General features: G+C 38.0%; 13 protein-coding genes. 8 read left to right on the plus strand and 5 right to left on the minus strand.

The annotated features are described in order from the left end of the window. Nucleotides 1-63: 63 nt before the first annotated feature. The 7 genes from ELS83_RS02735 to ELS83_RS02765 all read left to right on the plus strand — a co-directional run bounded on the left by ELS83_RS02735 (nt 64) and on the right by ELS83_RS02765 (nt 9,552). On the plus strand, nt 64-1,566 hold the full coding sequence (locus ELS83_RS02735; RefSeq protein WP_171593995.1) for an outer membrane protein assembly factor BamB family protein: 1,503 nt from the start codon (nt 64-66) through the stop codon (nt 1,564-1,566). 64 nt (nt 1,567-1,630) lie between these two features. Then, nucleotides 1,631-2,497 carry a glycerophosphodiester phosphodiesterase family protein gene (locus ELS83_RS02740; protein ID WP_171593996.1) on the plus strand — a complete coding sequence of 289 codons (867 nt, stop codon included), beginning with the start codon at nt 1,631-1,633 and terminating at the stop codon, nt 2,495-2,497. Nucleotides 2,498-2,595: 98 nt separating this feature from the next. Beyond that, nucleotides 2,596-3,831, plus strand: coding sequence for a prefoldin domain-containing protein (locus ELS83_RS02745; RefSeq protein ID WP_171593997.1), 1,236 nt, complete (start codon nt 2,596-2,598; stop codon nt 3,829-3,831). Nucleotides 3,832-3,986: 155 nt separating this feature from the next. Then, nucleotides 3,987-5,573, plus strand: a complete 1,587-nt coding sequence (locus ELS83_RS02750) for a glycerophosphodiester phosphodiesterase family protein (RefSeq protein ID WP_171593998.1) — start codon at nt 3,987-3,989, stop codon at nt 5,571-5,573. Beyond that, on the plus strand, nt 5,573-6,601 hold the full coding sequence (locus ELS83_RS02755; RefSeq protein WP_171593999.1) for a T9SS type A sorting domain-containing protein: 1,029 nt from the start codon (nt 5,573-5,575) through the stop codon (nt 6,599-6,601). Before ELS83_RS02750 ends, ELS83_RS02755 begins: the two co-directional genes overlap by 1 nt. A 57-nt stretch (nt 6,602-6,658) precedes the next feature. Further along, nucleotides 6,659-7,831, plus strand: a complete 1,173-nt coding sequence (locus tag ELS83_RS02760; RefSeq protein ID WP_171594000.1) for an aspartyl protease family protein — start codon at nt 6,659-6,661, stop codon at nt 7,829-7,831. 122 nt (nt 7,832-7,953) lie between these two features. Next, the gene (locus ELS83_RS02765) at nt 7,954-9,552 is read left to right on the plus strand and encodes a sulfatase family protein (RefSeq protein WP_171594001.1); all 1,599 of its coding nucleotides are present in this window, start codon (nt 7,954-7,956) and stop codon (nt 9,550-9,552) included. Nucleotides 9,553-9,632: 80 nt separating this feature from the next. Here the strand turns inward: ELS83_RS02765 and ELS83_RS22670 are convergent, their stop codons facing one another. The 3 genes from ELS83_RS22670 to ELS83_RS02780 all read right to left on the minus strand — a co-directional run bounded on the left by ELS83_RS22670 (nt 9,633) and on the right by ELS83_RS02780 (nt 11,541). Further along, nucleotides 9,633-9,869 (minus strand): MscL family protein, encoded by a 237-nt coding sequence (locus tag ELS83_RS22670; protein ID WP_171594203.1) that lies wholly within the window; start codon nt 9,867-9,869, stop codon nt 9,633-9,635. 240 nt (nt 9,870-10,109) lie between these two features. Then, nucleotides 10,110-10,328 (minus strand): large conductance mechanosensitive channel protein MscL, encoded by a 219-nt coding sequence (gene mscL, locus ELS83_RS02775; RefSeq protein ID WP_171594002.1) that lies wholly within the window; start codon nt 10,326-10,328, stop codon nt 10,110-10,112. A 148-nt stretch (nt 10,329-10,476) separates the two neighbouring features. Beyond that, nucleotides 10,477-11,541: a putative type IX sorting system protein PorV2 gene (locus tag ELS83_RS02780; protein ID WP_171594003.1), complete on the minus strand. Its 1,065-nt coding sequence runs from the start codon at nt 11,539-11,541 to the stop codon at nt 10,477-10,479. Between the two features lie 124 nt (nt 11,542-11,665). Between ELS83_RS02780 and ELS83_RS02785 the strand changes: the two genes are divergently transcribed. Then, nucleotides 11,666-12,409 carry a CDP-alcohol phosphatidyltransferase family protein gene (locus tag ELS83_RS02785; RefSeq protein ID WP_171594004.1) on the plus strand — a complete coding sequence of 248 codons (744 nt, stop codon included), beginning with the start codon at nt 11,666-11,668 and terminating at the stop codon, nt 12,407-12,409. A gap of 52 nt (nt 12,410-12,461) precedes the next feature. Here ELS83_RS02785 and ELS83_RS02790 read toward each other — a convergent pair whose 3' ends face one another. Together ELS83_RS02790 and ELS83_RS02795 are read right to left on the minus strand one after the other, a co-directional pair. Continuing rightward, nucleotides 12,462-13,286 (minus strand): CPBP family intramembrane glutamic endopeptidase, encoded by an 825-nt coding sequence (locus tag ELS83_RS02790; protein WP_171594005.1) that lies wholly within the window; start codon nt 13,284-13,286, stop codon nt 12,462-12,464. Nucleotides 13,287-13,298: 12 nt separating this feature from the next. Further along, nucleotides 13,299-15,236 carry a transglutaminase family protein gene (locus ELS83_RS02795; RefSeq protein ID WP_171594006.1) on the minus strand — a complete coding sequence of 646 codons (1,938 nt, stop codon included), beginning with the start codon at nt 15,234-15,236 and terminating at the stop codon, nt 13,299-13,301. Nucleotides 15,237-15,266 lie beyond the last annotated feature (30 nt).

Raw genomic sequence — 15,266 nt, forward strand, 5'->3', positions numbered from 1 at the left:
AAAAATCGCTCACAAATGTGAATGGAAAGTTTCATCAGGGAAATAAAAACAAATTGAAAACAGATGAAAAACAAGTATAAGATAAGCGTAACAACACTGGCAATTTTAGCAATGAATTTGCTTCTGGCCTCTTGCGACGACGAACCTGGAAGTGTTCATACCATAGAGCCTACTGCTAAATTTTCGGTTGAAGCCGAGAAGATGGAAGCGGAACAAAAAATTATTTTCAAAAGCCTGTCAAACGACGAAGATGGATTTATTACATCCTGCCAATGGAATTTGGGCGATGGAACTACCGCAACAGGAGAAAAAGTAGAGCACTTTTATGCTGTTGGTGGTGAGTATACAGTAAGCTTGGTAGCTACTGATAATACCGGAAGTTCGGGAGAAGCAGCAACAAAAACCATTACAATAGCAGATGCTCCTGCTGCCGGTAGCATTGAACCGGAGAAAGTCTGGAGTTTTGATTTGCCGGGCAAAGTTCACTACTCATCGCCCGCAATTGGAGATGATGGTACATTGTACATTGGCTTTAACCAGGCCACCCGAGAAAACGGCGGTCCAAACCTCTTTGCCATTAAAGACGGAAGCAAAGTATGGGAGCATGCCTTCCTGGAAGGGTCTGCAAACAAATCGGACAAAGTGAGTTCATCACCTGCCATTTCAGAAGATGGCTCGCTATACATGGCAAGCTTTTACAGTAGAAATATTTTCAAGTTAAATGCAGGAACCGGAGCTGTTGACGGAGAATTTTATACCGATGCAAGAATTAGATATTCCTGCCCTGTATTTGCTGCAGATGGAACCGTATACGTTGGTGGTTACAGCAAAGGAGGGAAAGGCTTTTATTCTGTAAATGCACCATTAACCACCCAAAACTGGGTGTTTCAGGCTGGAGAAGATTTTAACTCTACACCTGCTGTTGCAAGCGATGGTACAATCTACGTAAGTTCAACCAACGATTATATCTATGCTGTAAATCCTGATGGTACAGAAAAATGGAATGCCCAATATGGAACCTGGAGTGCTACAGCAATAGCAATTGGTGCTGATGAGACAGTCTATTTTGCGGGAGAAACTTCTACAGGAGGGGTGTTAATTGCCTTTAATCCTGCTGATGGTACCGAAAAATGGAGGGTTGATTTACCTCAGAAAGTAAGTCATGGTGGTCCTGCCATTGCTAGCGATGGTACAATTTACCTTGGCGGATATGAAGAAAAACTAAAAGCTTACAATCCGGATGATGGTTCTGAGAAATGGTCTTATACCGCTAATGGTGCTATTGAAGTCGTTCCTGCCATTGATAACGACGGAAATATCTACTTCGGTGATAAGGCAGGCTTTTTCCATGTGGTAAATCCTGATGGTGAAAAGCAGAGAAAAACAATAAAAATAGGTGATGAAATAATCTCTTCGGCTGCCATTGATTCCAATGGAATCATATATGTGGCTGCCAACGAAGGAGAAATAGGGAAAGTTTTTGCCTACAGAACAGATGCCACCGGACCTGCAAGCGGCGGTTGGCCGATGTATGCCAAAGATGCAAAACATAGTGGAAGAAAATAATTGAATCACGAAAGCCCCTGGACTTCATTGTGGAGTCTAAGGGCTTTTTTAATACTTACATTAAATGCAAAATTTATTAACTGAGAGATATTTGTTAGGGATTGGGATTGTGCTACTTGCAAGTCTATGCCTTAATTCCTGTAAGCAGAATGAATCGACAATCGAAAAAATTGAGTCTCGTTCGAAAAGCGAAGTCTTGGTTTGCGCCCATAGGTCTTTCCATAAAAATGCTCCTGAAAACTCCATGCAATCTATTTTGGATGCCATTGATGCAAAAGTAGATATTGTTGAAATTGATGTTCGCACAACAATAGACGATAGTCTTGTTTTAATGCACGATAAAACCATAGACAGGACCACTACAGGCAAAGGAAAATTAAAAGATTTCACCTACCAGGAATTGCAGGCTTTCCAATTAAAAATGGGCGATTCTGTTACCACACACAAAATTCCGACACTTTACCAGGTTATGATCAAGTTGAAAGACAAACCTAATACAATCGCTAATCTTGACCTGAAAGGTGTTCAACCAGAACATTTAATCAAAAAACTAAAGGAATGGGGCGTGGTACACCAGGTAATAAGCTATACAGGCTCTCAAAAAAAGACCATGGCAATTCTTAAAGAAGACTCCTTGTATGCTGCTATGCCCTTAATTAAAAAAGATGAGGATATTCTGTTTTATAAAGAACATATGAGTTCTCCCTTTATACATTTTACCGATTCAACATTTACAGAAAAAAATGTAAGACTGGCAGTAAAGAACAGGCAGTTGGGCTTTGTAAATATCCTTTGGAATCAGGACAAGGATCTTGTAAAAGGTGACTTTTCTTCGGTTGATAAAGTGATTGCCTTACGACCTGCCATTATTCAAACCGATCATCCCAAATTATTGGTGGATTACCTAAGGTCAAAAGGATTGCATCGATAATTTACAAACATACAAATGAAAGGCATGAAAGCTTATGCCTTTCATACTTCAATAAAATACTATTAAGCAAATATTTTTTAATCTAAAATGATTCGAATATGAAAACACGACAAACATTAACACAATTAACTGTTGGCATCATCTTTCTTTTTTGTACTAACATGCTTTCAGCTCAAGTCGTCTTAGATATCACTAATGCAAACGATCATGATGCATATACTTATCGTAAAAATCAGAACTCTATGTCATGGGTATTGGATAGTGACGACAGTGGAATAGGTGCAGGATTCAGATGGTGGCGCGATGGTGGGCGTTATAAACAGACGCTAATGATGCGACTAAGCGATAATGGAAACCTTGGAATAGGACGTGGACCATCATTAAATCCGGAAGAAACTTTACATGTTAGTGGTAACTTAAAATTAGATTGTTACGGTCCTGACGGAAAAGAAGGAAACATTAAAGGGGTAGATGCACTTGTCGGATATAATGATATCAGGTTCTATAGCACTCTAGCTAGTTATGAGGCAAGCCCCGATGTGGGGGCGCGCATGTTTCTGAGTGCAGATGGAAAACTTTCAATTGGAATGGGAGAACGACAACCGGATGAAAAATTACATGTTTATGGCAATATAAAATTAGATGGCGATAACAGTCAAGGAGACATTAGTGGTATTGATGAAATTAAGGGGCATGATGATCTTCGCTTTTCAGGAAATCCAAATGCAGAAAATCAAATGTACCTATCCTCCGATGGTAAATTGGGAATAGGATGTATACCTACGGTAGCTTTTGATGTGGTTGGACAAGCCAGATTTGTTCGAAATGAAGTTGAAATATGTATTTCAAACAACAAAAATCACAATCAAGGTTGGATAGGAACAAAGTCAAAACATAATTTAAATTTAGGCACAAGGGGCACCGCAAACATTCTTTTAGACACTCTTGATAATGTTGTTATAGGCGGTAATCTTTCAAGAACCATAAATGACCGTCTTTTAAGCTCATACAGCCTATTTGTAAGCGGTGGAGGTATCCTGTCTGAAGACCTTGCAATAGCTTCCGCAAGCAATTGGGCAGATCATGTTTTTTCCGAAGATTACGATTTAAAACCTTTAGAAGAAATTAATGCGTTTATTGAAGAAAATGGCCACTTGCCTAATATTCCTTCTAAGCAAGAGGTAGAGAAGGAAGGGTATTCCGTACATGATATGAATGTTCGTTTTTTAGAAAAAATCGAGGAGTTAACACTTCATATCATCAAACAGGAAGAAAAAATAAAAGCCATGAGTACACAGCTAAATGAACTTAATGCGAAATTAAATCAGGAATAATGCTTATAAATAATTATACAAATACGAAAATTAGAAGAGTTGTATATTGTTTTTTGCCTATATACCTGTTCTTATCTTTATCAATCTCATTCAGTCAGAGGCATTCGTATTCCTCCCCGGTAACATTAACGGGTAACAATGTTCCAATAGAGGACATGATAAAGTTAGATTATAAAGCACTTTATAATCTGGACTATGATATGTCCGAAGGGATTATTGGTCTTACAAATGGAGGGCGAATAGATGTTAGAGTTTACGACTATGACCCATCACAAACAAATGGTAAAGGAGTTGCTATTTACGGGATATATATTACCGAAAATTCTCCTGACTCCTACAGCGAAAATCATATAAATGCACAGGTTGTATTATCGGGAGCCAATATCGATCAATTTAATATTGAAGCAGCTGGTAATGATATCAAAAAACGGGCCCAGGATGCAAGGGTGTATAGTCCCGGTCAATGTAATTTAGATTCCTGGACTGATACTTTTTTATCAATATGGTTTAATGATTGTGTTGGCAATTATGCACCTCCGGTTCAACCCGTGGTGGTAGAAGTAATAAGTTCAGCAAATGCTGAATTTATTAAAGCAAAAATCCCGGGTATTGGAATCATTAGTATTGATGATCAGAACATTGTAAGACGCCAGGCTGTTGCAAGTTTTTATGATTACTGCGAGGATCATGCTAACACTCCACTTTGCCAATTGTTTCACAAAATTATGAATCCCAGCGATGACATCGATGAGGAGGATATTCTTATTGCTGCTCACAGAGGGTGGTGGGGATACAATATGGGCGATGGAGATCCTGAAAATACCCTTGCTTCTTTAATTGCCGCACAGGAACAAAAAGGCATTAACATTGTTGAGATGGATGTTACTACAAGTGCAGATCATCAATTGGTATTGATGCATGATTATGTGATGAGTCGATTAACCAATTATACAGGCAATGAATTCTCTTTTCAATTGCCATGGTTGACCATGAGTCAATATAAAGTGCGAAAAAGAAACGAAAGTGTGAGTGATTTACCCTTAACACAATTCTCAGAAGTACTTTCTGAAGTTCATCACAGAAGTATGATCTTAATGCTTGATATCAAAGAGTTAATAAGCAAAAAAACAGGAAACCAGTGTACTGCAAATTGTGATTTCCAAACCAAGGAACAAAAAAACAGAAGTTGGGTTCAAATTCTGCGTCAGAGCATTCGCCAGGCTGAATCATTAAATGCAAAAAAGAACTTAATCATTAAAACCTATTTTCACTATGATGATTTGTATGGGTTAATTGGCAATCAGGTAGGAAATCTACTTTGGACACCAATGATTGTTCCCAATAACTTTAAAAATGAACACAAGCAACCGGATATTCAATTAATGGCTGATTTTATCGATTCCTGGAATACCCCGGAGAATCAGCACATTGTTGCCTGTTTTGAAACCAATTTTTTTAGAGAAGATGATGTAATGTTACAACCTTTTACACGTAACGGACACCATTACGATAATTTATTGCATTACATCTATGCCACAACAGGGAAACGTAGTGGGATATTTTCAGAAGAGCCTGTCGGTCCAAAAGGAACCGTTAACAGGTGGGGGGATTGGAAGGTGAAAGATGGCACTAATGACATCCGTGGTGATCATTTTAAACTGATGTCAGTTCCCTATGCCAATAAAATGTTAATTACATCCGACCGATTGGATGTATGGCAGGAAATACAAAATATATTCTAATGAAAAGCGACATGATTAACTTAAGAAAAAGCATATTGGTTATAATTTTTGCTGTATTTGCTTTATTTAGCCATGCACAATATTTAACTCCCGAATATAGAACAGTATATACTGCCGATGGAGGTAGCCTTCCAAATAATAATGCTGTAGATTTTGAACAAGAAGTAAGGAGTTTTACAGGCGATGGATTTGCGGTTTACATAGAACCTTCCAAGCTTAAGCCATTACCTTCACCTCAGCAAACAAGTACGCAAATTCCACTTTATGAACTTCGTGTAAATGATCAGGTTATTTTAAGGGTATCTGTTTTAGACAGAACACTTGTTTTAGAACGATACTGGTCAGCCAACAGCTTTATTCACTATCCTCTGTTCGATGAGTTATTTGTTTTTCCTGAACAGAATGGCGAGGCAGGTATGTTTTATGATGTTACCCTATATTTTACAGCCAGTTTTATTTGGGTAGAAACCAAGAAACACAACTCGGAGGAGTCAATTTTTGTGAAACACTCGCCCTTGTTTTGGGGGCTGAACTTTGGAAGGAACTCTTACATGAGTAACTTCTTAAATCGAGATAGAGCAAGTATACATTTTTTTACAGACCCTGCCTGGGAAGATGTTAAAATTTATGATTTTGATACTGCCAGTTTGGTAAATGATATCCAACAACACTTCTGCAAAGGACTTCCTAGAACTGCCGCAGCTGCAAGAATGAAAAGCAGTGTTCTAAACATAGAAAATATTGCTGAAGAAACAGCTTCTGAGCAAGATTTGACAGGAAATCCCGGAACTCTAAAAGTTTACCCCAACCCCACCGATGGAGAAGCCTATATCGAATTTCCGAACCCCAAGAATACAACTTATCAATTACAGGTGGTACATGCTGGAACATCGAGTGTGGTTTACTCCAACGATCAGGTAAGTGGAAACCGGGTAATCGTAGACCGCAAGTACATCCAGTCTTCGGGTCTTTACATTATCATACTAAGAGGTGAGCAAACCTACAAAGCGAAGTTAATTGTGAAATAAAAGTACGATAGCATGGCGGAATAATTTCCGCCTGCTTTCAACACATACACAGAGAAAATGAAAATAGTTATTACATTGTTATTAGGAGTTTTGAGTGTTTATAGTGTAAATGCTCAAATTGCTGTAATTCCATTTGATTTAAAGGATGGAATGATATTTCTAGATGTAAAAGTTAATGATAAAACAGAAGCCAGAACATTTATTTTTGATTCTGGCGCAGTTACCGACGTAATAGATAGTACAATTGCAAATCAATTACATTTAAAAGGTGATTATAAACTAGAGGTTTCCGGTGCGAGTGGTAAAAAAGCACATGATGTTATTTTGAATCAAAAGATAAGACTTCAAAATAACATCGAAATAGACAGCACCCATTTGGTTCTTGCCAACTTAGAAAAACTACGTGCGAAAATCGAGCGTAATTTTGATGGAATTATGGGCTATAGTTTACTTCGGAAGTACATTACAAAAATTGATTATGAAAATCGGAAATTAGAGTTGTATCATAAAATTCAAAATGTGGATACACTTGACTATACAGCGATACCCTTTGTGTTTGATAATGGAATTCCAATACCCCAATTCGATATTTCTTTTACATTAAGAAATGGAGAGTCATTTACGGGTAAGATTTTATTTGATAGTGGTGCATCCTTAACTCTATTCATAAACACTCCTTATAACATACATCACAATATTATCGGAAAATCTGACAAAAGTTTCATATCAACATCCGAAAACATATACGGAGAGACAATTTTTAATAATGTTGCAATTCAATCATTAAATATCTGTGGATATGACTTGGGTGAAATGATTATTCCGATATCACAAGATAAAAATGGGATCAGTAGTCATAAAGATTACCTGGGTCTCCTGGGAGCAAAAGTGATTAGTAGGTTTCATGTAATTTTAGATTACTCATCCTTTACCTTATACTTAAAGCCAAATCGTAAATTCAGTACCCCTTTTGAGTTTCCAACTAGTGGGATAAAACTTAAAATGAAGAATGATTGCATTACTGTAGATCAGGTGGCGAAGATCAGTCCTGCTTATCAAAAAGGAATTCGAAAAGGAGATCAGTTATTATCAGTTAATAAAGATTTATCGGGTAATATCGATACTTACCGAACCCTATTGAAAAAAGAAGGCCAGAAAGTGCACTTAGAAATTCTAAATTCAGAGGGGGAAACAAAAACCATAAGAATTAAATTAGAACGGCTGTTGTAAAGCGCTATCGTTCTTTTCTTTTCAATTATTAGAAGCATAAACACAGGTACATAAAAAGTGAATTTTAATCAAATTCAATAGCCTTAATAATTGCTTCAAAAATTCTTAACAATCGAATCATTATGAAAATTATAAAAAAGAAGGTTATACTCCTGTTCAGGCTGGCACTTGGCTTTGCAATCTTTCTAAACCTGGCCTCCTGCACCAAAGCAAAACAAGAATACAAGCGTCCAAATATTTTAGTCGCCATAATGGACGATGCCAGCATGGAACACATTGGAGCCTATGGTTGCCAATGGGTGAATACACCAAGTATGGATCGACTGGCCACAAACGGTATTCTGTTTTCCAATGCCTATACGCCCAATGCCAAATGCGCACCATCCAGAGCTTCTATTCTAACGGGGCGCAATTCGTGGCAGTTGGAATCGGCAGCAAATCATTATTGCTACTTCCCCAATAAGTTTAAAACCTATTCTGAAGCCTTGGCCGAAAAAGGCTATCATGTTGGATATACTGGCAAAGGCTGGGCTCCCGGCGTGGTAGGGAAAGTGAATGGCAAAAAAAGAAAACTTACCGGGAAATCGTATAACAAGATTAAAAAAAGCCCGCCTACCACATCGATCAACAAAACCGATTATGTGGCAAACTTTATCGAGTTCCTGGATTCCAGAAAAGAAGGAAGCCCCTTCCTCTTTTGGTTTGGCTCAAAAGAACCACACCGTTCCTACGAATATGGATCGGGAATCAGCAAAGGAGGCAAGAAAAAATCTGATATTGATAGTGTTTACTCTTTCTGGCCCGACTGCGATACAGTAAGAACCGATTTGCTCGACTATGCATTTGAAATTGAGTATTTCGATACTTGTTTGAACAAAATTATCGATGAATTGGAAAAAAGGAATGAGTTGGAAAATACACTGATTGTGGTGACTTCGGACAATGGAATGCCTTTCCCCAGGATCAAAGGTCAGGAGTATGAATTTTCAAATCATATGCCCTTGATTGTAATGTGGCCAAAAGGAATTAAGAGGCCAGGAAGAAGGATTGACGATTTTATCAGCTTTATTGATCTTGCTCCTACCTTTCTCGAATTGGCAGAAATTCCCGAAAGTGAAAGCGGCATGCAAGCCATTACGGGAAAAAGCCTGACATCCATATTTTACTCCAGGAAAGAAGGAGTGATTGATACCCAAAGAAATCATGTATTAATTGGAAAAGAGAGACATGATGTGGGTCGCCCGCATGATTGGGGATATCCCATTCGGGGAATCCGAAAAGGAGATTACCTCTACATTCATAATTTTGAACCTTCGCGTTGGCCTGCTGGAAATCCGGAAACGGGTTACCTGAATTGCGATGGAAGCCCTACAAAAACCATTTGCATCGACACAAAAGATCGCGACAGCACACAACAATACTGGCAATGGTCGTTTGGAAAAAGAGCTGAATATGAATTGTATGATGTAAAAAATGACCCGGAATGCATGACTAACTTGTACAAAGACAGTGCATACCGATCGATTGCCAATCTATTGCAGTCGCAGCTGATTAAAGAATTGACAGAACAGCAAGGCCCACGTATATTGGGACACGGAGAGGTGTTCGATACCATAAAATACGCGAAACCTTCGAATCGTAATTTTTACGAAAGATATCAGAACAAGGAAGCGATGGAAGCGGGTTGGGTGAATTCCAGTGATTTTCAAAAAATGCCATAAAAAGCCAATTGGTTTCCTGTTCACATGAGACAAATCCGCTGCAAGGACCTCAAGCATCTGGACAGGAAAGCATTTCCTTTCTACTTCTCACTCTTCTGCTTTAGCAAATCCCTTATTTCAGTAAGCAATTCAATGTCTTTTGGGGTAACCACAGTTTGGTCTTTCACATCCTCCCCTTTTCTTCTGATTCTGTTGATTACTTTCACTACGGCAAAAATAACCAGGGCAATAATGAAAAAATCGAGAGTGACCTGAATAAAGTTGCCATACTTCAGTTCTACCAGGTCTTGGATTAACCTGAGTTCGAATAAAAATATCGGTCACAGAAAATCATATTTATTCGGGATTTGCATTAAAAAATCAGAAAGAATACCGGGGTATTTTGAGGAGTTTTTAATGTAAAGATTGGATGAAGATGATTTTTAAAAGAATTTACCTGCTTTTGGCATAAATTTCCTCAATTTCTCTCGAAATATCCCGATATTACTTCGAGTATTTGAGAAAATTTCTACTCAAAACCAGAACAAACTGTGACAATATTTTTAATCGAACTCAGGTTATAATTTTCCATCGGCATTGAGCTGTTTTTCTTGCAAAACAATGCTTAAACCTTGCAGGTTCACCTTACCAACGATGACACTAAAAACAGGCATCAATATATCATTCACAATTGACGATACAATTTTATTGAAGGCCACACCAATAATAATACCTATGGCCATATCAAACATATTGCCCTTAATGGCAAATTCTTTGAATTCGTTTATGATCTTCATCCTAAAAAACAATTTGGTTAGAAGCTCAATTAAATCATTTTAAGATAGGAAGATATTTTTAGAATTGTGCATTTGCGTTCAGGGCAAATCACATCACAAAAAGGCAAGCTCAATGAGAACCTGCCCTGTTCCTATGCTGTTTATGGCTTTAATCGAAAGAATAAGCCAAAGAGAATACATTGGAGTATCGGGCAATGGACTGATCGCCCACATCGGTTAATGCATAATCGAGGCGGAAGTTTTTGTAATTGATGCCAAGGCCTAAGTTGGGCTGAAAAGTCCAGCTTTTGCTATTGTCGAAATCTGTTTCTTCCTGGAAGTTGTTGACACCCGCTCGCAGGAAAATAAACTTTTTAAAGGATGCTTCTATTCCCATGTGTGGATCAATACTGACAGGATCGCCTTTTACCAGTACATTTCTTTTGCCATCGAAGGTAAAATCGGCATCGAATTCGGCCAATAAGGCAAATTTATCGGACAGTTGAAACTCTCTGCTTACGCCTAAAATTAGTTTCGGCAAAGTCAATTCTGTTGAATTTTCGGGTATTTCGTTTCCGGTAACCGCAAATACTTCTTCGAGCTGATCGGTTTTAAACACCCAGGAATTAAAAGTACTTGTGGCATCGCGCAAAAGCGCACCAAATTTCCAGGACGAAGTGCTGTAAGTTGCTGCCAAATCGATACCAAAACCATAAGCCGAAGCAAAATCGCCAGTATGGCGGTAAATCAATTTCACGTTCCCACCAACATTCAGGCCCTTAATTCCGGTTTTCCTGGCATAGGAAATCAGCAAGGCATAATCGGCCGAAGTAAAAGTGGTAATTCTATCGTAACGCAGGTTTCCTTCCTTATCGATCAACTCCAGGGTATTGGGAATATCATCTACTCCAAAACGAATTAAGCTAAAAGCAATGGCACTTTCCTTGTTCAGTTTCACCGATAATCCTGCATAATCGTAGGCCGATAAACCACCAAAATACTCGGCATGCATGGCAGCCACATCGTATTTTTTATCGATTTGAACCAAAGATGCTGGATTCCAATACGCCGCCTCCACATTCGATTGGGATGCAACACTGGCATTTCCCATGGCAAATGATCGTGCACCTACACCAATGGAAAGGAACTCGTTACTGTAAGTTGGAGCTGTAGTTTGTGCCATCGACAAACTAAAACATCCCAGTATAAAAAAGAGTGTGAGTAATACTCGCATATCGTAAAATTCTTGAATGGTAAAAATAATATGCTTTTTTTAATCTGATGCATAATTGCTTTGTAAATAAGCAGAATCGAAAAAATCACTTATTTTTGTGATTCCATAAACAAAACAATAATTCATGAGCATTGTAAAACACATCCCCAATACCATTACCTGTTTAAATTTATTTTCTGGCTGTACGGCAAGTTTGCTTGCGGTTGAAGGCCATTTGGAGTTGGCTGCTGCATTTGTATTAATTGCTGCTGTATTCGACTTTATGGATGGATTATCTGCCAGGTTATTGAAGGCTTATTCGCCAATGGGTAAAGAGTTGGATTCTCTTGCTGATATGGTAAGCTTTGGATTTACCCCCGGATTGATTGCTTTAGCTTATTTAAAATATGCTGTTTTGGGTGATGTTCATGCCGATTTTAATCCCGCAGAATTGGAGGCATCTCAAATTGCCATCCTATTATCGGCTTTTCTTATTCCTGTTTTTTCTGGATTGAGGTTGGCTAAATTTAATATCGACACCCGTCAAACTGAATCGTTTATAGGGGTAAACACTCCAACCAATGCGATGTTTTGGGCATCAATTCCTTTGGTTTTGCACTTTGGCGATTATCCTTTTATTCAGGAATGGCTTAGCAATCCTCTGTATATTATCATTGCAATTGTAATTACATCACTACTATTGGTTTCTGAAATTCCAATGTTTGCGCTTAAGGTTAAAAACCTGACCTGGAAAGATAATAAAGTGAGATACCTGTTTTTAGCATGCTTAATTCTACTTGCTGTATTGGTAAAATGGCTGGTAATTCCGTTGATTATTTTTGTTTACATCCTGTTTTCACTGATTGATAATCTGACAAAGAAAAAATAAAACCCAGTATAAACAGAAAGGCCGCAATTGAATAATTGCGGCCTTTCTGTTTTTATAGTTCTGATGCTGGTTTTTGACTAAAATACCTTTCAAAATACAGGTAGCAGGAGTACAAGATTACAAGTGCCAGGATAAATATTCCTGTTCTCTCCCATGCATTCAAATCGAAGATTTCAGCATAATTTTCTACTTCCGAAAATTGTAAGGAAACGAAGTAAGCCAATCCATTATTGATGGCATGGATGAGAATACACAAAATCAGCGATTTGGTTTTCCAGTACAGGTAACCGATGGCTACACCTGCAATAAAAGCAGTCACTAATTGCCAGGGATTCAAATGCATTAACCCAAAGAAAAATGCCGACCATAAAATGGCTTTCCAGGGATGATAATTTTTCAACAAGCCGTTCAGAACAATGCCACGCATCAATATCTCCTCGATAATGGGAGCAGCTACCACAACAGTTAAAAATCCCCAAATACTTGGTTCCAGCATACTTTCGAACATCTCTTTCAACAAATCGGGAAGAGGCACCCAGGATGAAATTTCCACATTCAAACTAATGATAGCCAAACACATGATTACAACCACAGGGATAATGGCAAGTGGGAAAGCCTTCAAATTTAATCTGCTCTCATTTTCCTCCTTGCTTTTCCACCACTTGCGGGTAATTAAAATCAGCACCACAAAAGGGATTGCATAATTCAGCAAGAGGAAAGGACCTTTACCGATGTCCTCGTATACCAGGCTTATGAGTCCAATTGGAAAACTGTAAGCAATAACTACTAAAACTAAAATCCCAATTATTCCCCAGCCTTGCTTAATACTTGGGTAAGCATTTTTCTCCACAACAGGCATCTCCTGTTCTTCAATCATTGTATTCTCCATTTACTTCTCCGATATTGTATTGTTCTTTTTGATCACTACCTGTCCTTTTATCGATGATAACATCTGACTGTACAACTCTCTTAATTCACCGTAATAATCTATTGTAAAGGAAGGTTGTTTAATTTCGAATACAGTTCTTAACTGCACTCCATTTGTTTGTTTTTGCGCAGTAATTCTAAAATAACCCAAATTATTCGAAAGTTTTACCAATCGCGATTTAGGGCAGTCTTCTACCATATACTCTTGTGGTAGCTTAATGTTTACCACAATAGATTGATATCGGTTGTAGTTAAAATCTACCCTGTATTGCCTATCTTCTTTCTTAAAAGGATTGTTGTCTAAAACAGCAGGAAATGGCTCAAAATAGATGATGTCATTCTCCAAATCGATTTCTGCCATCGGAAAGTTAGCCTTCACCAACAATGGCTTATTTACATTATCGAGATTTTCAATCGTAAGCGAATCTTTGTGCAATTCCATCTCCGATTCATCCACTACTGTTTTTAAAAATTCTTCTAAACCAAATTCATTAATTAGCTCCCTGGTTTCAGCTGCATAATAACCATTTTCATTCATTTTAAACTGACAGGCAGGCCTCTCTTTATTTGTGAAATCATAATTCAGAATTAACTGGCTACGCGATTTGTTAAATGCCTTCACTTTCTCCCAGCGGGTTTTGTTTTTCTCAAGTACAAAGGCATAGAAATTCAAATCTTTTTCGGCCAGTATCTGATAAGGTCTGAAGGGTGAAGTTGCATTTAAAAATAGCTTATTATTAAAAATTTCAACATAAGCCAATGCTTGGTTAAACTGGCTCATTAATGGATAATCTTTTTGCAGCAATCCCAAATTATTGGTTCTCGACAGTGCAGGTTCCGCTTTAATACCAGCTTCTCTCAATAACAAAACCAAAAGGAAGTTGATCTCGCAATTGGAAGCAATTTTTTCTTCGATAATTTTTGGAGGTGAATTTTCTGGGTAAATTCTGTATTTCCCATCCCATTTGATATTGGTTCTTACATAGTCGTAAATTTTTTCTACTTTCTCCCAGCTGTTTTCATCGCCGTCCAGAATTTGGGCAACAGTTTTCTGAGCAAAATTTTTCCTTCCAAAAAATTCAAATGCATCCAGGTATTCTTCGGCCAGCTTTTCCCAGGTCGATCGGGCAGTTACAAACTCAACACCACCAGACATGTCGCTCCTGCTTTTGTAATATCCAGTCAACTGAAAGCGCATTTGCTCCACAAAATCCATATAGTTGTTCACATAGGGCTCCTCTCTAATCGATTTTAGGTTGGTAAGAATCCACTCGTTGGATTTGCTCATTGGGTATTTCGATTTTAATCGATTCCCGAACATTACAAGGTCATATCGAAAGGATTCAGGCATGTTTACTTTAATAGAACTCCAAAGTGTTGGGATATCATCCTGGAAATACCAGGTATCCAAATAGGTATAAAAATTAGAAATTAAGCTGTATCTGTATTCAATAATGGATCCAACTTTCACATTTGGCATTCCAAATCGAACTGCTCCATAATTTTCATTGATATCAACTTTAAAAACCGATTTTTTCTCAAGAGCATCATCTGTTTTGCCCCCTTTGGCGTCTATATTTACAGTATGAGCCTTTACTCCTGTAATATTCTCCAGTCCATCTTTTCTCCAGTAAGGAATTTCAATATTGGCACGATCCAATCCTTCTTCTTTCAGAATTTTAATTCTAACCAGGTAATTGTACGTTATGGAGCTGTAGCTAATATTAACAGTACAGGTTCTGCTAAGAATGACTGCCTCGGCATCGGGTTCGTAGGCACATTCGGTGAGTAGAATTTCCTCTTTGGAAAACTTTCCATACTTAAACCCCTTAGCATTAACAATATAGACTGACAACAGAAAGCAACAAAAGACAAGTGTGATTTTTATAGATGTTTTCATAGGTGAGATTTTTTGATCACCTTAAACTAA

This window comes from Marinifilum caeruleilacunae (genome assembly GCF_013141825.1).
Classification (GTDB): Bacteria; Bacteroidota; Bacteroidia; order Bacteroidales; family Marinifilaceae; genus Marinifilum; species Marinifilum caeruleilacunae.